The sequence below is a fragment of the Streptomyces taklimakanensis genome, assembly GCF_009709575.1.
Taxonomy (GTDB): domain Bacteria; phylum Actinomycetota; class Actinomycetes; order Streptomycetales; family Streptomycetaceae; genus Streptomyces; species Streptomyces taklimakanensis.
Genome location: NZ_WIXO01000001.1, coordinates 456,691 through 478,323, shown reverse-complemented (window position 1 = coordinate 478,323; position 21,633 = coordinate 456,691). Strand labels below are relative to the sequence as shown.

Here is a 21,633-nt window from a genome sequence, read left to right as displayed (position 1 = left end):
CCGGCGTCGCTCCGGCTCGTCCGGCGCTCCGCCGTCCGGGCGGCCCGGCGGGGCGGTCCTCAGCGGTCGCAGCCGACGCGCTCGGTGGACAGTGCCAGGTCGTCCAGGAGCAGGTCGTAGGAGTCGGGGGTGGGGTCCCCCTGGTAGAGCTGCCGGCCGATGCGGACGGTGTCGACGTCGGGGAGGACGAAGTCGACGGGGTTGCCACCGTGGCGGGTGGTGGTGACGGTCAGGTCGGGCTTGGGCTCGCCGTCGATCCGGACCGAGACGCGGTTGTCGCTCGCGTCCAGCTCCCACTCCAGGCACGTCCACCTGCCGGCCTCGGCCGGGGCGGACTCGCGCCAGTCGGTCCAGTCGCCCGTGGGGCCGCCGTCGGAGCCGACGCCCCACAACGGGACGCCGCCGCCCACGGTCGGTACGTACTGGCCGCCGATCGGCCGCACCACGCTGCCGTCGCCACGCCCGACGGCCTCCACCAGGGTGAAGTGGGCCCAGTCCGGGACGGTGGGGAAGGCGTCGACGCGGACCCGCATCCGACCGAAGAAGCCGTTGCCGGGGGCGTCGAAGTCGTCCACCTCCACGAAGGCGTGTCCGTTGCCCTCGGTGCGCAACCGCAGCACCCGGTTGTGGCGGTGCTTGCCGCCGCGCCCGCGGTCGACCTCGACGGCCAGTGTCCCGTGTCGGGTGTCCACGCCCCAGTTCGGGCTGGTGCCCGCGCCGCGCGGCAGGTCCTCGAAGTCCTCGCAGAACAGCAGGGCGGCGCCGGCCGCGCAGCCGCGCGGGTGCCCGTCGCGGCCCCCGGGCCCGCCGTGGCGGTCGGAGGAGGGCGCGGTGCCGCCGGTGGCGGTCACCACGGTGACGACGGCCAGGGCGAGGGCGCCGAGCGGGCGGGAGGACGGCCGCCGGGCGGCGCGGGGAAGCAGGCGCATGGAGGTCTCCGTCGGAAGTCGCCGAGGCGCGCCCCGGGGATGGGAGCGCTCCCATACGGTGTCGGGCACCCTACGCCACCCGGACCCGTACCGCCACACCTCCCCGACGGCCCCCGAGACCCCAAGCGGCGACGGTCGCCGGGGCGTCCCGGAGGGCCCGGTGGGGCGGGCCCCTTCCCCGGGGCGACGCGGACGGTGATGCTGTACGGACAACCGTGTGGAACCGCTCCCACCCCCGGAGGACACGATGACGGACCACCAGCGGCGCCCGACCCGCCGTACGGCTCTCACCCTGCTCGGCGCCGCGGCCGGAGGTCTCGCGTCGGCGCCCACGGCCACCGCGCGTCCCACCCCGGGCGGCCGTCGACCAAGGGTCCACCTGGGCGCCTACACCGGCGACGACACCGCCCACGGCATCGGCACGGCGAGCGCGGACCCGGTCACCGGCGCCCTCCGGGTGGAGGAGGTGACCCCCGCGGCGGACCCCTCCTTCCTGGCCCTGTCGGCGACCGGCCGCGTCCTGTACGCCGTCAACGAGACGACCGACGGACGGGTCGTCGCCCACGCGCTCGCCCCGGACGGCACCCTCCGCCGTCTCCTGGGGAAGGCGCCCAGCGGCGGCGCGCACCCCTGCCACCTCGCCCTCCACCCCGGCGGGCGCCATCTGTTCACCGCCAACTACACCTCCGGCACCGTGGCCGTCGTGGCGCTGCGGCCCGACGGGGCCCCGAAAGGGGTCACCCAGGTGGTGCGGTACACCGGCTCCGGCCCCGACCCCGACCGGCAGGAGGGCCCCCACGCCCACATGGTGCTGCCCGATCCCACCGGGAGGCGGCTGCTCACCGCCGACCTGGGCACCGACTCCGTCCACGTCCACCGCTTCGACCCCCGACGCGGACGGCTGGACGAGGGCACCCGGGTGCCCATGCCGTCCGGATCCGGCCCCCGGCACCTGGCCCTGCACCCCTCCGGGCGCACCGCCTACGTCCTGGGCGAGCTGGACTCCACCCTCACCTCGTGTGCCTACGACCCGGACCGCGGCACCCTCACCCCCGTCGCCACCGTCCCCGTCCTGCCGGAGGGCGCCTCGGCGGAGGGCACCACCGCCGCCGAGGTGCTGGTCTCGGCGGACGGCAGGTTCGTGTACGCCTCCAACCGAGGACACGATCTGATCGCCGTCCTCGCCGTCGACCCCCTGGACACGGCCCGGCTGCGCCCCGTCTCCCACCACCCCTGCGGAGGCAGGTCCCCGCGTCACATCGCCCTCGATCCGACCCAGCGCCTGCTGTACGCGGCCAACCAGGACTCCGGCACGGTCACCGTCCTGCGCCGGGACCCGCGGAGCGGTGTTCTGTCCCCGGGAGCCGAGCCGCTGCCGTACGCGGGAGTGGTGTGCGTGCTGCCCGCTCCCGCCCGGCCCTGACGGGCGGGGACGGACCCGGGCGGCGCCGTCTTTCCGACGCCGCCCGGCGTGCCCGTTTCCCGTTCCCTCGGCGGGTACCCGCCGAGGGAACGGGAAACGGGCGGCGCTGTCCGGGCCCCGCCCGGAAGGGAGCGGCACCGTGTTCTTCGTCGACACCGTGGAGACCCCGGGGTTGGGCAACCGCGGCTACCTGGCCGGAGGGCGCTCCACCGCGGTGGCCGTGGACCCGCCGCGGGACATCGACCGGCTGCTCGCCCCGGCCGCCCGGCGCGGGGTGCGGATCGCCCTGGTGGTCGAGACCCACGTGCACAACGACTACGTGACCGGTGGCCCCGAACTGGCCCGTCTGACCGGCGCGGAGTACCTGGTGCCCGCCGACGCCCGGGTCCGCGTCCCCCGTGTCCCGGTGGCCGACGGCGACCGGACGGAGATCGACGACGGGCTGGTGCTGCGCGCGGTGGCCACCCCCGGCCACACCCCCCACCACACCTCCTACGTGCTGGAGGAGGGCGGCCGCGCCGCGGCGGTCCTCACCGGCGGCTCGCTGCTGATCGGTGCCGTCGGACGACCGGACCTGGTCGAGCCGCGGTTGACGCGCGAACTGGCCCGTGCCCAGCACGCGTCCGCCCACCGGCTGGCGCGGGAGCTGGCCGACGAGGTGCCCGTGCTGCCCACCCACGGATTCGGCAGTTTCTGCTCCTCCGTCCCCTCCGAGGGCGACGCCACCACCATCGGCAGGGAGCGCGGCGCCAACGACGCGCTGGTCAAGGACGTGGACACCTTCGTCGCCGACCTGCTCGCCGGGCTGGAGGACGTCCCCGCCCACTACGCCCACATGGGACCGGTCAACGCCGCCGGCCCCGCGCCGATCGACCTCACCCCGCCCCGGCGCGCGGACGCGGCGGAGGTGGCCGCCCGGCTCGCGGCGGGGGAGTGGGTGGTGGACCTGCGCGACCGGACGGCGTTCGCCGAGGGGCACGTGGCCGGGACGTTCAACTTCGAGGCCGACGGCAAACTCGCCACCTACCTGGCCTGGCTGATCCCGTGGGGCAAACCGGTCACGCTGCTGGCCGCCGAGCCCCGGCAGTTGGCCGACGCCCAACGGGAGTTGGCCCGGGTCGGCATCGACCGTCCCGCCGCGGCCGCCACCGGTGGCCCCGCCGACTGGGTCGGCGACGGCGAGGCGCCGCGCTCCTTCCCCCGGGGGACCTTCGCCGATCTGGTCGGGGCGCGCGAGCGCGGCGAGGAGGTGGTGGTGCTCGACGTGCGCCGCGACTCCGAGCGCGCCGGGGGACACGTCGCGGACTCGGCGCACATCCCGATCCACCGCCTCCACGGCCGCCTCGACGAGGTGCCCGACGGGGAGGTGTGGGTGCACTGCGCCAGTGGAACGCGCGCGGCCATCGCCGCCTCGATGCTGGACGCGGCCGGCCGGGAGGTGGTCGCCGTCGACGACTTCTTCCGGAACGCGGAGCGGGCCGGGCCGACCGTGGTGCGACGGTCCTGACCGGGGCCCGGCCGGCGGTGTCCCGGGCGGGTCGGTCCCGGGCCCGCGCTCAGGCCAGGGAGAGGAAGAGCTTCTCCAACCGGGCGCGCATCCGCTCGCGGTCGACCGTCCCGCCGTCCGAGGAGTCGCCGTCCCCCTCCTCCTCGGTCAGACAGCGTTGGAGGCCGGTGGCGATGACCGCGAAACCGGCCCGGTCCAGCGCCCGGGAGGCCGCGGCCAGTTGCGTGACCACCTCCTCGCAGTCCCGGCCCTCCTCGATCATCCTGATCACTCCGGCGATCTGGCCCTGCGCCCGGCGCAGCCGGTTGACCACGGTCCTGAGTTCGTCGGCCGCCAGCGCCAGTTCCACGGCAACTCCTCTCCCTGCCCCGTCGGGTACCTTAACCGTCCTTCCGCGCGGCCCGCGCCCTGCCCCGGCGCCTTTGCCCGGTCGTCCCGCGCCCCGCCGTCCGGTGGTGTCGCACCCGCCGTGGGGGGTACCGCGGAAGCGGACGATTCCCGGAGACGAACGGAACGGGAGAAGCGCATGTCCGAGATGACCGCGGTACGGATGACCGCCTGGCAGCGGCCTCCCGAGGTGACGCGGCTGCCGGTGCCGGAACCGGGCCCGGGTGAGGTGCTGATCGAGGTCGCCGGAGCGGGCGTGTGCCACTCCGACCTCCACGTCATGGAGTGGCCCGCCGGAGCGGTGCCCTACGACCTCCCCTTCACCCTGGGCCACGAGACCTCCGGACGGGTGCGCGCCTTCGGACCCGGCGCCCGGAGCCCGGGACTGGACGAGGGCGACGCGGTGCTGGTCTACGGACCCTGGGGCTGCGGGATCTGCCCCGCCTGCGCCCGCGGCGCGGAGAACTACTGCCGGCGCGCCGGCGAGATCCGGGCGGCCGGGGGCGGACTGGGCGCGGACGGGGGCATGGCCCACCACATGATCGTCCCCTCGCCCCGGCTGCTGGTCCCGATCGGCGACCTCGACCAGCTCGTCGCCGCCCCGCTCACGGACGCCGCGCTGACCCCCTACCACGCCGTCAAGCGCTCCCTGCACCGACTCGTCCCCGGTACCGCGGCGGTCGTCATCGGGATCGGCGGCCTGGGCCACATGGCCGTCCAACTGCTCAAGGCGCTCTCCCCCGCCGAGGTCGTCGCCGTCGACGTGGCCGAGGACAAACTGGACCTGGCCGCCGAAGCCGGCGCGGACCACCGGGTGCCCGCGGGCGAGGGCGCAGCCGAACGGATCCGTTCGATCACCGACGGACTGGGCGCCACCTTGGTGCTGGACTGCGTCGGCGCGGACGCCACCATGGCCACCGCCGCCGCGGCCGCCGCCGTGGAGTCCGACGTCACCGTGGTCGGCCTGGCGGGCGGCACCCTCCCCGTGCGGTTCGGCGCCGTTCCCTTCGAGGCCTCGGTGGCGATCCCGTACTGGGGCACCCGGGGCGAACTCGCCGAGGTCGTCGCCCTCGCCCGGGCCGGACGGATCCGCCCGCACGTGGAGACCCACCCCCTGGAGCAGGCCCTGGAGGTGTACCAGCGCCTGCGCGACGGCCGGGTCGAGGGGCGGGCGGTGCTGGTCCCCGGCGGCTGACCCGCCCCCAGCGGCCCGGACCCACGACAACGGAAGGAGACGACCCCCGTGCCCGAGAGAGAGAACCACGAGTCGGCGGACCCCGGCGACATCGGTCGGCGCGTGGCCCTGCGGCGCGAACAGTTGGGCCTCACCCGCGAGGAGGCCGCCGCGCGCGCCGGCATGGCCCCCGGCTACCTGGAGTACCTGGAGAATCACCCCGCCTCCCCCAGCGGCCCCGGGCTCCTCGGTCTCGCCGCGGCCCTGGAGACCTCCGTCGACTGGTTGCGCGGCGGCGTCCTCCCGTCGGGGTGGGGGCAGGAGGCGCTCCGGCCGCGCTTCACCGACCTCGACGAGGACGAGTGCCGGGCGCTGCTCGCCACCCACGGCGTGGGGCGCGTCGCGGTCACCACCTCCGCGGGACCCTCCATCGTCCCGGTGAGCTACCTGGTCACGGGCGACGACATCGCCTACCGCACCGCGCCCGGCGCGACCTCGGCGGAAGCCGTGGGGCACGAGGTGGCCTTCGAGGTGGACAACGTGGACGAGAGCTTCCGGTGGGGGTGGAGCGTGCAGGTCGTCGGCCCGGCCCGGCCCGGCGGGGAAGCGGAGAGCGCCCGCCTGACCGCCGAGGCGCCCGGCAGGCCCTGGGTGGACGGCGAACGCGACATGTGGGTGCTCGTCCGCGCCGACCGCGTCACGGGCCACCGCGTCCACACCGACTGAGTCCGTACCGAACCCGCGCCGAGGCCCACGGCGACCGGCCCCCGTCCCGCCGAGCGACTCGGCGGGACGGGGGCCGGCGAGTGGACAGGGCGACTCGACTGGAAATAATGTGCCAAGCGACCACACAGGGCGAGAGGGAACGGGCGGAGGAGGGAATGGCGGCGGAGACCGGAACGACCGGCCCCGACAACGGGAGGCGGTACCCCAGACCGACCGTGTCGCCGGAGGAGGCCGAGTGGGTGTGGCGGACGCTGGCCTCCCGGGCGATGGAGGAGGGCGCCAAGCCGGAGACGGTGCGGCTGGCGGTGGTGGTGGGGCTGGCCCGCGCCACCGGCGCGCGCTACGGGGACCTGCTGCGCTGCACGGTGCGGTCGATGGACCTGGGGGCCCGCTGGGTGGACGTCGAGCACGGCAAGCACCGCACGCCCCGCCGCCACGGACTCGACGCGGGCACGGTGTTGGTGCTGCGCCGCTGGCTGGACGTCCGCGCCGACCTCTGCGCGGAGTTGGAGGGGTCGCCGCCCGAGGCGTTGCTGCTGACGGTGCACCACACGCACGACAACGGGGTCACCGTCGCGGCCGGACTGCCCATCACCCGGCAGGGACTGGTGCTCTCCTGGCGTCGGTTCGTGTACCGCACCAACGCCGCGTACGCCGGCAGGCGGCCTCCCCTGCCCACGCGCTTCGAGCAACTGCGCAGGGCCTGGACCACCGCCGGGTCCTGAGAGGCGCTCAGGGACCGGGAGTCGGGCGTGCGGTGTACCGCACGGGAAGACGGCGGAGCCCGCGCAGCATCCCGGTGTGCCACACGAGCTCACCCGGTTCGACGTCGAGCTCGAGGTCGGGGCAGCGCCGCAGCAGGACCTCCAGGGCGACGGCGGTCTCCATGCGGGCGAGCGGCGCGCCCGGACAGTGGTGGACGCCGTGGCCGAAGGCCGAGTGTCCGCGGGCGTCACGGCGGATGTCGAAGCGGTCGGGGTCGGGGAAGCGGAGGGGGTCGCGGGAGGCGGAGGCCAGGACGGCGAGCACGGTCTCCCCGGCGGGGACGGTGGTGCCCCCGATCTCCACCGGCTCGGCCGTGAAGCGGTGGGCCGAGGTGACGACGGGGCCGTCGTGGCGGAGCGCCTCCTCGACGGCCCCGGCGAGGAGGGAGGGGTCGGCGCGGAGGGCGGCCATCTGTGAGGGGTGGAGCAGCAGGGCGCAGATCGCACCGGCGATGAGGTTGACGGTCGTCTCGTGTCCGGCCACCAGCAGCAGGAAGACCATGCCGAGCAGTTCCTCGGGGGTGAGTCCGTCCTCCTCCCGGTCCGCGGCGAGGATCAGGGCGTCGACGAGGTCGTCGCCCGGTGCGCGGCGCTTGTGCTCGACGAGCGCGGCGAGGTGGTCGGCCATGGTGCGCGAGGCGGCGTCGGCGGCTCGCGGGTCGTCGGGGCGGACCACGGCGTCCGACCAGCGGTGGAAGGAGTCCCGGTCGGCTTCGGGAACGCCCAGGAGTTCGCAGATGACGGTGACGGGCAGCGGCGTGGCGTAGGAGGCGACCAGGTCGGTGCGGCCCGACGGCGGGATGGCGTCCAGCAGTTCGTCGGCGATCCGCCGGACGCGGGGCCGCAGGGCCGCCACCCGCCGGCCGGTGAACTCGCGCGCGACCAGGCGACGCAGCCGGGTGTGGTGGGGCGGGTCGGTCTGGAGCATGTTCCGTCCGACGGCGTGGCCGCCGTCGTCCTCCCGGTGGGAGGAGTGGCGTATGTCGTTGCTCAGCCGGGGGTCGGTCAGGGCCGCCCTGACGGCGTCGTGGCCGACGACGACCCAGGCGCTCCGCGCGTCGGTGGTGGGCAGGTGGTGGACCGGCCCCCGTTCGCGCAGCGCCGCGTGGACGGCGTGGGGGTCGGTGGCGTAGTCCGCGCCGGGCGGGGCCGATCGGTCGAAGGCGGGTGTGGTCACGGGGCTCCTCGGGATGCTTGGGACGGGCGTGCCGGGCAGGTGCGCGCCACAAACGGGGAATACTCCCCGTTCTGGTTCGGAGCGACCGTAGCACTCATCCGGGGAGCGTTCCACGGTTCCTGCTAGGGTGCCCCGCATGGAGAGCGGCAGGGGCGTCGGGAACGGTGGGGGCGGCGGGAGCGCGGCGGCCGGGGCCGCGCCGCTGCGGCGGGACGCGCGGCGCAACCGGGAGGCGTTGATCGCGGCCGCCCGCGCGGTCTACGCCGAGCAGGGCGTCGACGCGCCCCTGGACGACATCGCCCGCCGAGCCGGCGTCGGCAACGCCACCCTCTACCGGCACTTCCCGACGCGCGGCGCCCTCGTCGAGGCGGTCTTCCACGACACGCTGACCGGGACGCTGCGGGCGAGCGAGGAGGCGCGGCGCAGCGAGGACCCGTGGGAGGGCCTGACGTCCTACCTGGAGTCGGTCTTCGAGGGGCTGGCCGCCGACCGGGGCGCCAACGACCTGATGACCACGGGAGTGGAGGGAACGCCGTCCCTGGAGGCGCTGCGGGCCCACAACCACGAGACCGTCGGCATCCTCCTCCGTCGCGCCCAGGAACACGGGACGGTGCGACCGGACGTCACCGCCGAGGACCTGCTGTTCGCCCTGGCCGCACTGGGCAGGGTGGTACCGGCGTCCGCCGCCGTCGTGCCCGGCTCCTGGCGCCGGTACCTGGCCCTGCTGTTGGACGGTCTGCGGGCCGAGGCCGCCCGCCCGCTGCCCGTGCCGCCGGTGGACTTCGGTCAACTGGAGGAAATCCTCCGGGAGTTGGGGCCGGCGATGCCGGGGCGGCGGGGAGCGGCGGGTCGGTAGCGCGGCGGGGGAGCGCTGCAGGAGGCGCGGCGAGAGGAGGCCGGGCGAGGGGTTGACGGCTAAACCGGTTCATTGCTGCAATGCCCACACGGTCGCCCGTCCCGGTGGTGGGGGCGGGCGGCCCTCGTGTGCCACCGGTCCGGAGCGGCGCGCCACCTCGGAAGGGGGCGGCCGGACCGGGAGGAAGCGATCCCCCTCCGCGGTCTCCCCGCCGTTCCTCCGTCCCGACGGTGGGCCGGGGCGGGACGGTCGGGTGTTCCGGCGGAGACTCCGGGCGACGCGAAGGCCGCGCCGACGACGAGGGGGAGGGGGACATCGCTGGCGCGGCCGTGTCCAGCGGGTGCCCGCTCGTCCACGACTCACACCCGTCGGACGGGGGAAAGTCGAACGAGTCCCCCTCCACCCGCTCGGGCGGCCGAGTCGGCAAAGGGCGGGGGCACTTCCGCGGAGCGGGACGTCACCACGGACGGTGATCGACTTCTATCCTTCTGACGGGGCGGAAGAAGGCGCGGAACGGCCGCGCTCGGCTGTTGTCGCCCCGTCAGAGGACGGTCCGGACGGCAGCGCGCGGTTCGGACCCGGCGACGTACGGAGTGTGCTCATGGCCCTGTGGGACCGCCTCAAGGAATCCGCACAGACGATGCAGGCGCAGTTGGAGGAGCGGAGGAACGAACTCAGAAGCGGTGCCTTCCGCGACGCGAGCATGGCGATGTGCGCTCTCGTCGCGGCGGCGGACGGACAGGTCGATCCGGCCGAACGGCGCCGCGTCGCCTATCTCATCGAACACAACGAGGTGCTGGCCAACTTTCCCGCCGACGAGCTGCTGGAGCGCTTCGAAGGCTGGCTGGACCGGCTCGTGGCCGACTTCGACCTCGCCAGGGCCGAGGCCCTGCGGGAGATATCCAAGGCACGGAGGAAACCCGTCGAGGCCCGCGCCGTCATCCGGATCGGCATCGTCATCGGTGGCGCGGACGGCCACTTCGACCTCATGGAGCGGTCCGTCGTCGGCGAGGCCTGCCAGGCGCTCGACCTGCCGCCCCACGAGTTCGACCTGTGAGCGCGCTCCGTTCCGGGTGACTCCACGGCCGTGCGGGGCGGCGGTTCCGGTCCGCCACCCGTACGGCCGCCCGCGGGGCGGCGGAGCGGCGCGGCGTCCACCGCCCTCCGACCGGGTGTCCCCGCGCCCGCGGCCCGCGAACCTCCCGAGCACCCCGTTTCACCTTGTTCGCGCCGGGCACTCCACGGCGAGCGGCGGAAACCCGCCGGAACAGTGGAACGGGCAGCGAGGAACAGATGCAGATCGGCTACAAACTGGCGGCGGAGGCGTTCGGCCCCGCCGAACTCGTCCGGCAGGCGGTGCTCGCGGAGCGGGCCGGTTTCGACTTCGTGGAGATCAGCGACCACTACCACCCGTGGCTGGACAACCAGGGCCACTCGCCGTTCGCCTGGACGGTCCTGGGCACCATCGCCGCGAAGACCGAACGCATCGGTCTGGCGACCGGTGTGACCTGCCCCACCGTGCGCTACCACCCGGCGATCATCGCCCAGGCCGCGGCGACGCTCGCCCTGGTCTCCGAAGGGCGGTTCGTGTTGGGCGTCGGCTCCGGTGAGCGCCTCAACGAGCACGTCGTCGGCCGTGGTTTCCCCGACGTGAGCCTGCGCCACGAGATGTTCCGCGAGGCGCTGGAGATCATCCGGCTGCTGTGGCGCGGCGGCTACCGTTCCTACGAGGGCAAGCACCTGCGGTTGGAGGACGCCAGGGTCTTCGACCTCCCCGACGAGCCGCCGCCGATCGCGGTGGCCGCCAGCGGCCCGCCCTCGGCGCGGATCGCCGCCGAACTGGGCGACGGACTGTTCGCCACCGAGCCGAAGCCGGAGATCGTGCGGCACTACCGGGAGGCCGGCGGCAGCGGTCCCGGCTACGCCGAGGTGCCCACGGCCTGGGCACCCGACGAGCGCACCGCGGCACGGGCCGCCCTGGAGACCACGCGGTGGGCGGTGACCGGCTGGAAGGTCATGAGCGAACTGCCCAACCCCGTCAACTTCGCGGCGGCCACCACCACCGTCCGGGAGGAGGACATGCTGGAGAACTTCGCCTGCGGCTCCGATCCGGAGCGGTACGTGGAGATGGCTCGGCAGTACGCCGACGCGGGTTTCGACCGGCTGGTGCTGATGAACGCCGGGCCGGACCCCGACGGGTTCCTGGACTTCTACTCCGGAGAACTGGACGGTCGGCTCCGGGCCCTGGAACCGGCGGGCGGAGGCGGCTCCTGAGCGGACGACCACACGGCGGGACGGAAGGCGCGGGACCGGGAACCTCCCGATCCCGCGCCTTCGCCCCGGCTTCCGCGCCGGCGGTCAGCGCTCGCCCGGAGCCTGCGACAACTGCGCCGACAGCGGCACCGCGATGTCCTCCAGCGACCGCCGCTCGGCCCGCACGGCGAGGAAGAACGCCACCAGACCGGCCAGGGTCATCAGGGACGCGCCGATCCGGAAGGCCAGCACGGTGTCGGCGACCACACCGGACTCGGTGAGCTTGGCGAAGATCAGCGGACCGCTGATGCCGCCCGCGGCCGTGCCGATGGCGTAGAAGAAGGCGATCGCCATCGCCCGGGTCTCCATCGGGAAGACCTCGCTGACCGTCAGATACGCCGAGCTGGCCCCGGCCGAGGCGAAGAACAGCACCACGCACCAGCACGCCGTGAGCGTGGTGGCCGTCAGATGGCCGTTGCCGAACAGCCACGCGGTGCCGAACAACAGCAGCCCGGAGAGGATGTAGGTGCCGGAGATCATGGGACGGCGGCCCACGGTGTCGAAGAACCGCCCCAACAGCAGCGGGCCGAAGAAGTTGCCGACGGCGATGACGGCGAAGTAGTAGCCGGTCGAGCCGGTCGGCACGGCGAAGAACGTGGTCAGGATGGCGCCGAAGCCGAAGGTGATGGCGTTGTAGAGGAACGCCTGGCCGATGAAGAGCGACAGCCCCAGGACGGCGCGCTTGCGGTAGTGGGAGAAGACCGTGCGGGCGATCAGCCCGAAGCCGATGCTCCTGCGGGTGTGGATGGTGATCTCGCCGGCGGGTGGGGGGAGCTCCCCGACGCCCTTCTCCTCGCGGATCTCCTCCTCGACCCGGTCCACCAGCGCCTCGGCCTTCTCGCCCTGTCCGTGGATGAACTGCCAGCGCGGGCTCTCGGGCACGTGGCGGCGCACCAGCAGGATGGCCAGGCCGAAGACGACACCGAGGGCGAAGGTCAGCCGCCAGCCGACGTCGATGGCGAAGATGTCGGTGTCCAGCATGACGATGGACAGCAGCGAACCGCCCACCGCGCCCAGCCAGAAGCTGCCGTTGATGATCAGGTCGATGCGGCCGCGGTACTTGGACGGGATCAGCTCGTCGATCGCGGAGTTGATGGCGGCGTACTCACCGCCGATGCCGAAGCCGGTCAGGAAACGGCAGGCGAAGAACCACCAACTGGAGAAGGACAGCGCGGTCAGGGCGGTGGCGCCCAGGTAGACGGCCAACGTGATGATGAAGAGCTTCTTGCGGCCGTAGCGGTCGGTCAACCATCCGAAGAACAGGGCGCCCGAGCAGGCGCCCGCCACGTAGAGCGCGGCGGCGATGCCCGTGACCTGCGCGGAGGTGATGGGCAGACCACTGCCTTCCTCCGCCAGCCGTCCGGCGATGTTGCCGACGACCGTGACCTCCAGGCCGTCGAGAATCCACACCGTGCCCAGACCGATCACGATCATCCAGTGCCAGCGCGACCACGGCAGCCGGTCGAGTCGGGCCGGTACGGACGTCGTGACCGCGCCCGTTTTGGCGGCCGTGTCCATGGGGTTGTCGCTCGTCATCACCACTCCCTCCGGCGTGGGGCCGAGGGGGTGCGCCTCGGCGCGCTTCTCACGATTTCCCTGCCGCGGGTGATCCACACGTGGCCGTGGGGCGGGGCGGAGCCCGGGGAGGTCGAGAGAGGCCGAGGGAGACCGGAGGAGGCCGGAGAAGGGGCCCGGTGGCGACGGTGTCGCTCCGCCGCCACCGAAGGCCGCCGCGGTCAGCGTGGTTGGAGACCGCTCCGTTCGGTGAGGGAGCGGCCGAGTGCGTCGCGCATGCGCGCATGGCGCGTGGAGGTGTCCCACAGGTCGCCGCGGCGAGGACGTTGGGCGTACACGGCCCAGGTGACGGCGCCTATGCCGGTGATGAACGGGATGAGCAGCCACACCATCGCGGCCACCGACGTCTCTCCTTTCCGGAGCCTTCGGATCCACCGAGAGTGTTCGATTCCGATGCCTCTTATATATCCAGCGGCAGGGAAGTTGACAAGCCAAGACTCAATTGGTGAGGGAGTGGGCTCACAGAGCGTGTCCCCCGGCCACCTGGAGGACCTGCCCGGTGATCCAGCGGGCCTGCCGGGAGGCGAGGAACACCACCGCGTCGGCGATGTCCTCCGGTTCTCCGACGCGCCCCATGGGGACGACCGCCCGCACCTCCTCGATCCGGTCCGCTTCGATCCACCCCGTCTGCACCGGCCCCGGAGCCACCGCGTTGACCCTGATCCCCGAGGCGGCCAGATCCAGCGCCGCGGCCCGAGTGAACGCCTCCAACGCAGCCTTGGAGGTGCCGTACCCGATCTGCGAGGGGAAGGCCCGCGCCGCGTCGGTGGAGACGTTCACCACGCACGGGGGCGTGCCGTCCCCGTCCCCCGCCGCGTCCCGTCCGCGCGCACGGCGCGCCAACTCGGCGGTGAGCAGGGCCGGTGCGACGGAGTTCACCCGGTAGTGGCGCTCCAGCCCCTCGGCGGTGAGGGCGTCGAGGGTGTCCGGGCTCTCGCAGTGCGCGGCGTTGTTCACCAGGACGTCGACCGGTCCCAGCCGTTCCACCACTTCGTCGAAGAGTCGTGCCGCCGCGTCGGGCGAGGCCAGGTCGGCGGAGACCGCCACCGCCCCGCCCAACTCCGAGACCAGCGCGTCGACCGCCGCCGCGTCCGGGGCGGCGTGCTCCCAGCGCACCCCGACCGGGGCGGGGGCCCGGTTCGCCACGTGGTGCACCGCCACCCGTGCCCCCTGCGCGGCGAACGCGCGGGCGATGGCCGCTCCGATGCCCGCCCCGGCGCCGGTGACGAGCACGATCCGTCCGTTCAGTCCGGTGTCGATCACGGTGGAAGCGTCCCCGCCCCGAGGCGGATCGGCAACCGGATTGTCGGACCGGACGTCCCGGCCGTCCGCGGCCCGGCGGTCGTCCGACCCGGTTGTCGAGGAGCGCGTCCAGCCACGACCGCTCGCGCTCCTCGACGTACTCCGCGTCGCGCCGCCACACTTCGCCGTGGCCCTCGCGCCACAGCCGTGCCCACGGCAGGACACCGCGTGCGGCCCGCTCCCGCGGGAAGTCGCGCGTCGCGCGGGTGCGACACGGGCGAGCCGGCGGTCGGGCTCCGGCAGGGGAACCGGTCGGGCCACACGGTGGCACCCGGTGCGAAGATCGACACCATGCGCAGGCCCTCGTGGCCGATGTCGTCGACCACCCTCTCGGCGACCAAGAAGTCCGCCAGTTTGGTCAGGCTCCAGGCCGAGAACGGCAGTCCGTGCTCGGCCGGCCTGGACTTCGCGATCTTCTTGATCTCGCGGCGCTCGGGCAGTGCGAAGGTCTTCGGCCGTCCGCCCTTGTACTTTCGGGTAGAGGGAGTCGAAGCCGTCGGCGTTGAAGTTGTGGATCACATCCCGGACCCGGTCAGCGCTGGTGAACGTGACCTGAGCGATCTTCGCCACCGCCATGCCCTGCACGGACAGCAGCACCATCCGGGCTCGGCGCCAGGTCACCACCGACCCGATGCCGCGGCGGACGATCCGCAGCAGCAGCCGCCCTTCGTCGCCGTCGATCTCTCCGCACCCGCACGCGTTCCGCCGTCCGAGCCCCCCGTGTCCGTCAGCTGTGACTGGTGTCGATGACGCAGAAGCGGTTGCCCTCGGGGTCGGCGAGTACGACGAAGTCGGCGTCGTCCGGATAGAAGTCCCAGTCGACGCGTTCAGCGCCCAGGGAAATCAGTCGCGCCACTTCGGCTTGCTGATCGGCGGCGTCGCCGGCATAGAGGTCGAGGTGGATCCTCGGGTGTTCCTGCACGGGCGTGGTACTGAGGTCGAGGGCCAGTGCGGCACCGGAGCCGTCGGCCGGCACCAGTACCGCCCAGTCGTCCTTCACCTCACCATCGCGCGGGACATAGCCCAGTGCCCGACTCCAGAACTCCGCGGCCCGCCGCACATCAGCGGCTCCCATCACGATCGTTCCGATGCTCAGCATCCGCCGATTCTGGCAGACACAGAGGGACCCACGGCGTGAACCACGTCCCCAACTACGAGGCGAACGTTGCCTGATGCGGCACCAGTCGCCCGTCATGCCGCGCGTTCTCGCCGAACGGGTCCGGTCCACGCACCCGGATTAGGGTGAGGGCGTCCGTGCCGCCCACCGTGAGGAGTCCCGCCGTGCCGCAGTCCGAGCAGGCCCGCACACCGTCCGCCGACCTTCCGAAGTTCCCCGCCACCGGACGGCGCGTGCTGGTCACCGGCGCCTCCCGGGGGCTGGGCCGGGCGCTGGCCGAGGCGTTCGCCGCCAACGGCGACCGGGTGGCCGTCCACCACAACAGCCGCCGACAGGACGCCGAGGCCACGCTGGCGGGGTTGTCCGGCGACGGCCACGTGCTGCTCGGCGCGGACCTGGCCGACCCCCGTCGGACCGCCGAACTGGCGGATGCCGCCGCCGAGGCGTTGGGCGGCCTGGACGTCCTGGTGAACAACGCCGCGGTCAACACCCCGCACCCGCCCGTCGACACCTCCCACGCCGACTGGTGTGCCGCCTGGCGGCGGCACGTGGACGTCAACCTCCTGGGCACCGCGAACCTCACCCACGCCGTCGCCCGCCACATGATCGACCAGGGCACCGGGGGACGCGTCGTCAACATCGGTTCTCGGGGCGCGTTCCGTGGCGAACCCGACCACCCCGCCTACGGTGCCACCAAGGCGGCGGTGCACGCGCTCGGCCAGTCCCTCGCGGTGGCCCTCGCCCCGCACGGCATCGCCGTCACCTCCGTGGCGCCGGGGTTCATCGGGACCGAGCGCGTCGCCCACCGCCTGACCGGACCCGAGGGCGAGGCGATCCGCGCCCAGAGCCCCTACGGGCGGGTCGCCACACCGCGGGAGGTCGCGGCGGCGGTGCTGTGGTTGGCGTCCCCGCAGGCGGAGTGGAGCTCGGGCACGGTGCTGGACCTCAACGGCGCCTCCCACCTGCGCACCTGACACGGCGGAACGCCGGCCCGCCGGTCACGCCCGGACCGCGGGGGATCAGGCGGCGGGACGGTCGCCCCGGCGGTCGTCCCGGAGGCCCGTGCCGCCGAGCCCGAACAGGGCCAGGTCGACGGCCTCGGCCATCGCCGCGTGCCCGGCCGCGTTGGGGTGGTAGCAGTCGGAGCGGTAGGCGGCGCGGATCCGGGTCGGATCGGCCGGGTCCCGGACGGCGGCGTCGAAGTCGACGACGCCGTCGAACAGCCCGCCGGTGCGGACGAAGTCGTTCACCGCCAGCCGGTTGGCCTCCTTGGCGCCGCCGGCCGCGTTGCACATGGGCATCAGGGTGGCGCCGACGACCCGCACCCCGCGGGCGTGGGCCCGCCGGACGATCTCCCGCATGGCGTCGATCACCCGCGAGGCCGGCGCGGGCGGTGCGAACTCGCCGCCGCCGAGGTCGTTGGTGCCCTCCAGCAGGACCAGGTGGCGCACCCCGGCCAGGTCGAGGGCGTCGCGGTCCAGCCGGTCGGGTGCCGGAGGGCCGCAGCAGTGACCGGTGGGGTCGTAGGGGTTGGTCTGGCGGCTGACGGTGTTGCCGGAGATCCCGGCGTTGGCGACGGCCAGTTGCCGGCCCGGCGGCAGGGCGTTGATCCGTCGCGCCAGCAGGTCGGTCCACCGGTCGCCGCCTCCCGTCGCCGCGTGGCCGGTGGTGTTGGAGTCGCCCAGCGCCACGATGGTGCCCGCGGCGGCCGTCCGGCCGTCGACGACCTCCACCCACCACAACTGCCCCGGATGGTAGCCCGGCTCGGCCGACAGACCCCGGTCCTCCTCCGGGAAGGCGGCGTCGCCGGTGTCACGGGTGTGGTCGCCGTCCAGCGAGAGGAAACTGGCGGGCGGATTCGGTGTGGGCGGCGGGAAGGAGTGGTCGTTGACCGGCGCGTTCGGCGCGTACAGGCTGATCGCGAGGTTCCGTTGGGCCGCCACGCGCAGCGGCACCGGATCGCTGTAGGCGTGGCCGCCCGGGGGCACGGTGACCTGCCGGCGGCCCTCGAAGGTGAGGGTGCGCAGGGAGCCGGGGACGAGATCGGCCTCGCCGACCCGCAGTTGCAGTCCGATCGTCGCCGAGCGGAACGTCGCGGGGCGATCGCCGTAGGGGTTGCCGACGCGCACCCGCAACGAGGAGGCCGCCACCGAGGACCGGGCGATGTTGCGGACCGTCAGGTCGGGCGAGGTCCCGCGCACGCCCTGGAGGCTCGCGCTCCAGACGGCGCTGCGGCCGGGCGGCGTCGTGGCGTCGGCGGCACCCTCCGGTGCGGCGACGGCGGGGGCCGCCACGGCGGAGACGAGCAGGACGACGAGCGACACCAACCACACGCTCGGGTGGGTACGGGCTCTGCCACCTCGTGGTGAGGACCTCACGACGTTCCTCTCGATCGGCTGGTGCGGGACGGAAACCGGACGTCGCGGACGTCGATGTGCGCAGGAGCCAGGGGATCGCCGGTGCGGCGCGTGCCGCCGGGCGCGAGCGGTGTTCCGCACGCTAGGAGCGCTCCCGTGCGCCGTCAACACCGCCTCGCCCGGGTGCCGGTGCGGTTCGCGGTTCGGGGACGAGCCGACATCGACGTGTCCGTGCGGGCAGGCGTGCGCCGGGTGGGCGGCGTGCCGTACGCCCCGGGCGACCGCGGGGCGATCACGACGCGGCCGGGAGCCGTCGCCCCCGCGCCCGGCGGGACCGCCGCGCCGAGTCACCCGTTCGGTCGGACCCGAACGGGGGGGGGCGGAGCCGAGGAGCCACGGGGAAGCCGCGTACGGTGCGGTGCGGGGCCCTCCGGCCCCTCCTTCCGCTCTCCCGCCCACCCGATCCGCACCCGCACCCGCACCGCACGAGGAGCCCCCGCCGTGAACGTCGCCTACCGCCACAGCGGGTTCGCCGTCACCGAGCACACCCTCGACGTCCCCCTGGACCACACCCGACCGGACGGCGAGGCGATCACCCTGTTCGCCCGCGAGGTGACCGCCGCGGGACGCGAGGACGAGGACCTGCCCCGGCTGCTGTGGCTCCAGGGCGGCCCCGGGCACCGCGCCGAGCGGCCCGACGCCCCCGGCGCCTGGCTCCGCCGGGCCCTGCGCGACCACCGCGTCGTCCTGATGGACCAGCGCGGCACCGGCCGCAGCACCCCCGCCGACCGGCACACCCTCGCCGTCCACCCCGACGCCGCCGCCACCGCCGAGTACCTGACGCACTTCCGCGCCGACTCCATCGTCCGCGACGCCGAACTGCTCCGCCGCCACCTGGCCGCCGACGGGGAGGAGGACCGCCCCTGGACGGTGCTCGGCCAGAGCTTCGGCGGCTTCTGCGTCCTGACCTACCTCTCCCTGGCGCCCGAGGGACTGGAGAAGGCGATGGTCACCGGCGGCCTGCCCTCCCTGACCGCGCACGCCGACGACGTCTACCGCGCCGCCCACGCCCGTGTCCTGGACCACAACGCCCGCTACGTCGGGCGCTACCCCGACGACCGGCGCCGGATGGACGAGATCGCCGCCCACCTGGCCGAGCGGGACGTGCGCATGCCCACCGGTGAGCGCCTCACCGTGCGCCGCTTCCAGACCCTGGGCATCACCCTCGGCGCCGCCTCGACGTTCGACCGGCTCCACTACCTGCTGGAGACCGCGTTCGTCCCGGGGGCGCGCGGACCGGAGCTCTCCGACACCTTCCTGCGCGGCGTGGAGTCCGCCGTCTCCTTCGCCGAGCACCCCCTGTACGCCGTCCTCCACGAGGCCATCTACGCCCAGGGCGGCCGTCCCACCGCCTGGTCCGCCCACCGGGTGCGCGAGGAGTTCCCCGCCTTCGACGCCTCCCGGGGCGGGCCGCTCCACCTCACCGGCGAAACGGTCCACCCCTGGCACTTCGAGGAGGACCCGTCGTTGGTGCCGCTGCGGGAGGCCGCCCACCTGCTCGCCGAGCGCACCGACTGGCCGCCGCTGTACGACCTCGACCGGCTCGCCGACAACCGGGTGCCGGTGGTGGCCGCCGTGTACCACGACGACATGTACGTCGACCGGGAACACTCCCTGCGCACCGCCGCGCACGTCCGCGGGCTGCGCCCCTGGATCACCAACGCGCACGCCCACGACGGGGTGCGGGTGGACCCCGGCGTGTACGACCGACTGTCGGCCATGACCCGCGGCGAGGTGTGACCCGGACCCGCGCGCGGACGCCCGTTCCGAGCCCGGCCGTCGGGCGTCCCCCGCCGCGCCCGGCGTCCTTTCTGCCCCTCCTGCGGACATTCGGCCCCGATGGAGTCCCACGGTCCTCTGGCGCTTCGCCTGCTCCTCGCCCACAGTTCAGTTCCGGCGGTCAGTGTCACGGTCGCCGACCGTTCGCGGTCCGGCCCCCCTGCGGGGGGACGACGGCACGTCAGCGAAAGACCAATGGAGGTGTCAGGAGCAGTGCCCCTCTCTCGCCCCTCGTCCAGGTCGGTACGCGCCGGGCTCGCGGTGCTCGGTGCGATGGCGATCGCGAGTTCCACGCTCACCGCCCTGACCACGCAGACCGCGGTCGCCGCGCCCGCCGCACAGGCCGACCGGCACGACCGGCACGACTGGAACACCGACGCCTACCGTGGCGAGGTCGAGGTCGTCCCGGCGGACGCCGACGACAACCGGCGGATGCTCACCGGCCGGGTGTTCCTCGACCACGACCGCGACAGCCGCAGCGACCGGCGCGAGCGCGGCCTGGCCGGCGTGACGGTCTCCAACGGCCGCGACGTGGTGACCACCGACCGTCACGGCCGCTACCGGCTGCCCGCCTACGACAACATGACGGTCTTCGTCACCCAGCCCTCCGGCTACCAGGTGCCCGTCGACGAGCACAACGTCGCCCAGTTCCACTACAACCACCTGCCCGCCGGTTCGCCCGAGCTGCGCTACGGCGGCATCGAGCCCACCGGACCGCTGCCGAAGGCCGTCAACTTCCCGCTGGTGAGGAGCAAGGCCACCGCCTCCCGCGAGCAGCACTGCGTCATCGCCGGAGACCTGCAGACCTACGACAAGGAGGAGGTCGGCTACGCCCGTGCCGGCGCCATCGCCGACCTGTCGCGGCGCCACGACCACACCGGCTGCGGCGCGCTGTTCATCGGCGACGTGGTGGGCGACGACCTCTCCCTGTACCCGGACGTCAAGGAGCTGACCGCCGAACTCAACGGCCCGGTGCGCTTCCTGCCCGGCAACCACGACCTGGACTTCGACGCGAAGAGCGCCGAGCACTCCTTCGACACCTTCCGGGCGCAGCTGGCCCCGGCGTACTACTCCTACGACGTCGGCCAAACCCACGTCATCGCCCTCAACACCGTGAGCTACCCGTGCACCCCGGACGTCGACAACGCCGACGGCCGTCACACCAACTGCAACGACCCGGAGAACAACCCCTCCTACAACGGTCGCCTCGACGAGAGGCAACTGGACTGGCTGGAGCGGGACCTGGCGAAGGTCCCCTCGAACAAGCTGATCGTCGTGGCCGGGCACATCCCGCTGCTGACCTTCGCCGACGAGGGGAGCATCCGCCACCAGGTCGACCAGGTCCGCGAGATCTACGACCTGCTGGAGGGGCGCAGGGCCGTCTCGGTGGCCGGACACACCCACTCGATCGAGAACATGAAGACCGGCGACCTGTTCAAGGGCTGGCGCGACCTCTTCGGCGTCGAGGGACTGCCCTTCCCCCACATCACCGCCGGCGCCATCTCCGGCGACTGGTACTCCGGGAAGCTGACGGACGAGGGCTACCCGGTCGCCGTCGGCCGTGACGGCGCCCGCCCGGGCGTCCTGACCCTGGACATCGAGGGCAACTCCTTCAAGGAGCGCTTCACCGTCACCGGCGAGAAGGACGACGTCCAGATGCAGCTCGGCGTCAACTCGCCCACCTACCGGCAGTGGTACGCCGACCGTCAGGCCTGGAACAAGGACAGGCGGGGCGAGGCTCCCGAACTGGGCGACCCCCACGTGGTCAGCCGGGACGACCTGGCCGGCACCACCTGGCTGACCACGAACTTCTGGATGGGTTCCACCGGATCGAAGGTGAAGGTCCGCATCGACGGCGGTCGGGCGCGCGAGGCCGTGCGCACCCAGCGGGCCCGCGGTGAGGACCAGCTGATCGGCCCGGAGTGGTCCGACCCGCACGCGGTCGCCCAGCAGTTGGTCAACGGCGGCAGCGTGGCCGACCGCACCATGCACCTGTGGCGGTTCGAACTCCCCTCCGACCTGGCGGCGGGAACCCACCGCGCCAAGGTGACCGCGACCGACTCCCACGGCCGCACCTTCACCGAGACGCTGCGGTTCACGGTGGTCGAGAAGCGCTGACCGACGGCGCCCCGGCCCCGCGACGACGGGAAAGCGTTCGGCCCCCGGAGCCCGGCAGGGTCCGGGGGC

General features: G+C 73.8%; 19 protein-coding genes and 1 pseudogene. 11 read left to right on the top strand and 9 right to left on the bottom strand.

The features are described 5' to 3' along the window. Positions 1 to 59 precede the first annotated feature (59 nt). Positions 60 to 929 (bottom strand): hypothetical protein, encoded by an 870-nt coding sequence (locus F0L17_RS02050; RefSeq protein WP_155069556.1) that lies wholly within the window; start codon positions 927 to 929, stop codon positions 60 to 62. A 247-nt stretch (positions 930 to 1,176) separates the two neighbouring features. Between F0L17_RS02050 and F0L17_RS02045 the strand changes: the two genes are divergently transcribed. Together F0L17_RS02045 and F0L17_RS02040 are read left to right on the top strand one after the other, a co-directional pair. Continuing rightward, positions 1,177 to 2,352 carry a lactonase family protein gene (locus F0L17_RS02045; protein WP_155069553.1) on the top strand — a complete coding sequence of 392 codons (1,176 nt, stop codon included), beginning with the start codon at positions 1,177 to 1,179 and terminating at the stop codon, positions 2,350 to 2,352. Between the two features lie 139 nt (positions 2,353 to 2,491). After that, the gene (locus tag F0L17_RS02040; protein WP_162465670.1) at positions 2,492 to 3,859 is read left to right on the top strand and encodes a rhodanese-like domain-containing protein; all 1,368 of its coding nucleotides are present in this window, start codon (positions 2,492 to 2,494) and stop codon (positions 3,857 to 3,859) included. A 49-nt stretch (positions 3,860 to 3,908) separates the two neighbouring features. On the opposite strand, the gene F0L17_RS02035 is transcribed toward F0L17_RS02040, so the two are convergent. Beyond that, entirely contained in the window at positions 3,909 to 4,208 is a 300-nt protein-coding gene (locus F0L17_RS02035; protein ID WP_162465669.1) for a metal-sensing transcriptional repressor, read from the bottom strand. A 186-nt stretch (positions 4,209 to 4,394) separates the two neighbouring features. On the opposite strand from F0L17_RS02035, the gene F0L17_RS02030 reads away from it, so the two are divergent. The 3 genes from F0L17_RS02030 to F0L17_RS02020 all read left to right on the top strand — a co-directional run bounded on the left by F0L17_RS02030 (position 4,395) and on the right by F0L17_RS02020 (position 6,871). Beyond that, entirely contained in the window at positions 4,395 to 5,441 is a 1,047-nt protein-coding gene (locus F0L17_RS02030; RefSeq protein WP_155073028.1) for an NAD(P)-dependent alcohol dehydrogenase, read from the top strand. A gap of 48 nt (positions 5,442 to 5,489) precedes the next feature. Beyond that, positions 5,490 to 6,146, top strand: coding sequence for a helix-turn-helix domain-containing protein (locus F0L17_RS02025; RefSeq protein ID WP_338017918.1), 657 nt, complete (start codon positions 5,490 to 5,492; stop codon positions 6,144 to 6,146). Between the two features lie 155 nt (positions 6,147 to 6,301). Beyond that, positions 6,302 to 6,871 (top strand): tyrosine-type recombinase/integrase, encoded by a 570-nt coding sequence (locus F0L17_RS02020; protein WP_155069551.1) that lies wholly within the window; start codon positions 6,302 to 6,304, stop codon positions 6,869 to 6,871. A 7-nt stretch (positions 6,872 to 6,878) separates the two neighbouring features. Here the strand turns inward: F0L17_RS02020 and F0L17_RS02015 are convergent, their stop codons facing one another. Further along, on the bottom strand, positions 6,879 to 8,087 hold the full coding sequence (locus tag F0L17_RS02015) for a cytochrome P450 family protein (protein WP_338017917.1): 1,209 nt from the start codon (positions 8,085 to 8,087) through the stop codon (positions 6,879 to 6,881). Between the two features lie 136 nt (positions 8,088 to 8,223). On the opposite strand from F0L17_RS02015, the gene F0L17_RS02010 reads away from it, so the two are divergent. From F0L17_RS02010 to F0L17_RS02000, 3 genes are all read left to right on the top strand, one after another. Beyond that, positions 8,224 to 8,943, top strand: coding sequence for a TetR/AcrR family transcriptional regulator (locus F0L17_RS02010; protein WP_202917829.1), 720 nt, complete (start codon positions 8,224 to 8,226; stop codon positions 8,941 to 8,943). Between the two features lie 601 nt (positions 8,944 to 9,544). Further along, a complete protein-coding gene (locus tag F0L17_RS02005; protein WP_155069547.1) occupies positions 9,545 to 10,000 on the top strand; it encodes a tellurite resistance TerB family protein in 456 nt (151 codons plus the stop codon). Between the two features lie 236 nt (positions 10,001 to 10,236). Then, entirely contained in the window at positions 10,237 to 11,217 is a 981-nt protein-coding gene (locus F0L17_RS02000; protein WP_155069545.1) for a TIGR03557 family F420-dependent LLM class oxidoreductase, read from the top strand. A gap of 84 nt (positions 11,218 to 11,301) precedes the next feature. On the opposite strand, the gene F0L17_RS01995 is transcribed toward F0L17_RS02000, so the two are convergent. From F0L17_RS01995 to F0L17_RS01975, 5 genes and pseudogenes are all read right to left on the bottom strand, one after another. Then, positions 11,302 to 12,792, bottom strand: coding sequence for an MFS transporter (locus F0L17_RS01995; RefSeq protein ID WP_155069542.1), 1,491 nt, complete (start codon positions 12,790 to 12,792; stop codon positions 11,302 to 11,304). Between the two features lie 200 nt (positions 12,793 to 12,992). After that, a complete protein-coding gene (locus F0L17_RS01990; protein ID WP_155069540.1) occupies positions 12,993 to 13,172 on the bottom strand; it encodes a hypothetical protein in 180 nt (59 codons plus the stop codon). A 118-nt stretch (positions 13,173 to 13,290) separates the two neighbouring features. Continuing rightward, the gene (locus F0L17_RS01985) at positions 13,291 to 14,094 is read right to left on the bottom strand and encodes an SDR family oxidoreductase (protein WP_162465668.1); all 804 of its coding nucleotides are present in this window, start codon (positions 14,092 to 14,094) and stop codon (positions 13,291 to 13,293) included. Positions 14,095 to 14,420: 326 nt separating this feature from the next. Beyond that, positions 14,421 to 14,830, bottom strand: a pseudogene (locus F0L17_RS28235) (helix-turn-helix domain-containing protein); the annotation flags it as partial. 30 nt (positions 14,831 to 14,860) lie between these two features. Beyond that, positions 14,861 to 15,232 carry a VOC family protein gene (locus tag F0L17_RS01975; protein WP_155069537.1) on the bottom strand — a complete coding sequence of 124 codons (372 nt, stop codon included), beginning with the start codon at positions 15,230 to 15,232 and terminating at the stop codon, positions 14,861 to 14,863. Between the two features lie 182 nt (positions 15,233 to 15,414). Between F0L17_RS01975 and F0L17_RS01970 the strand changes: the two genes are divergently transcribed. Next, positions 15,415 to 16,224, top strand: a complete 810-nt coding sequence (locus F0L17_RS01970) for an SDR family oxidoreductase (RefSeq protein WP_162465667.1) — start codon at positions 15,415 to 15,417, stop codon at positions 16,222 to 16,224. A gap of 45 nt (positions 16,225 to 16,269) precedes the next feature. On the opposite strand, the gene F0L17_RS28230 is transcribed toward F0L17_RS01970, so the two are convergent. Next, positions 16,270 to 17,574, bottom strand: coding sequence for a GDSL-type esterase/lipase family protein (locus F0L17_RS28230; RefSeq protein ID WP_202917828.1), 1,305 nt, complete (start codon positions 17,572 to 17,574; stop codon positions 16,270 to 16,272). 534 nt (positions 17,575 to 18,108) lie between these two features. On the opposite strand from F0L17_RS28230, the gene F0L17_RS01960 reads away from it, so the two are divergent. Together F0L17_RS01960 and F0L17_RS01955 are read left to right on the top strand one after the other, a co-directional pair. After that, on the top strand, positions 18,109 to 19,407 hold the full coding sequence (locus F0L17_RS01960) for an alpha/beta fold hydrolase (protein WP_338017916.1): 1,299 nt from the start codon (positions 18,109 to 18,111) through the stop codon (positions 19,405 to 19,407). Between the two features lie 312 nt (positions 19,408 to 19,719). Next, positions 19,720 to 21,564: a calcineurin-like phosphoesterase C-terminal domain-containing protein gene (locus F0L17_RS01955; RefSeq protein WP_155069533.1), complete on the top strand. Its 1,845-nt coding sequence runs from the start codon at positions 19,720 to 19,722 to the stop codon at positions 21,562 to 21,564. Positions 21,565 to 21,633: the final 69 nt, after the last annotated feature.

What these genes read in the sequence shown, in the direction of transcription:
- F0L17_RS02050 (WP_155069556.1), bottom strand. Translation starts at nt 929, where the DNA reads ATGCGCCTGCTTCCCCGCGCCGCCCGGCGGCCGTCCTCCCGCCCGCTC.
- F0L17_RS02045 (WP_155069553.1), top strand. Translation starts at nt 1,177, where the DNA reads ATGACGGACCACCAGCGGCGCCCGACCCGCCGTACGGCTCTCACCCTG.
- F0L17_RS02030 (WP_155073028.1), top strand. Translation starts at nt 4,395, where the DNA reads ATGACCGCGGTACGGATGACCGCCTGGCAGCGGCCTCCCGAGGTGACG.
- F0L17_RS02020 (WP_155069551.1), top strand. Translation starts at nt 6,302, where the DNA reads ATGGCGGCGGAGACCGGAACGACCGGCCCCGACAACGGGAGGCGGTAC.
- F0L17_RS02010 (WP_202917829.1), top strand. Translation starts at nt 8,224, where the DNA reads ATGGAGAGCGGCAGGGGCGTCGGGAACGGTGGGGGCGGCGGGAGCGCG.
- F0L17_RS02005 (WP_155069547.1), top strand. Translation starts at nt 9,545, where the DNA reads ATGGCCCTGTGGGACCGCCTCAAGGAATCCGCACAGACGATGCAGGCG.
- F0L17_RS02000 (WP_155069545.1), top strand. Translation starts at nt 10,237, where the DNA reads ATGCAGATCGGCTACAAACTGGCGGCGGAGGCGTTCGGCCCCGCCGAA.
- F0L17_RS01995 (WP_155069542.1), bottom strand. Translation starts at nt 12,792, where the DNA reads ATGACGAGCGACAACCCCATGGACACGGCCGCCAAAACGGGCGCGGTC.
- F0L17_RS01975 (WP_155069537.1), bottom strand. Translation starts at nt 15,232, where the DNA reads ATGCTGAGCATCGGAACGATCGTGATGGGAGCCGCTGATGTGCGGCGG.
- F0L17_RS01955 (WP_155069533.1), top strand. Translation starts at nt 19,720, where the DNA reads ATGGCGATCGCGAGTTCCACGCTCACCGCCCTGACCACGCAGACCGCG.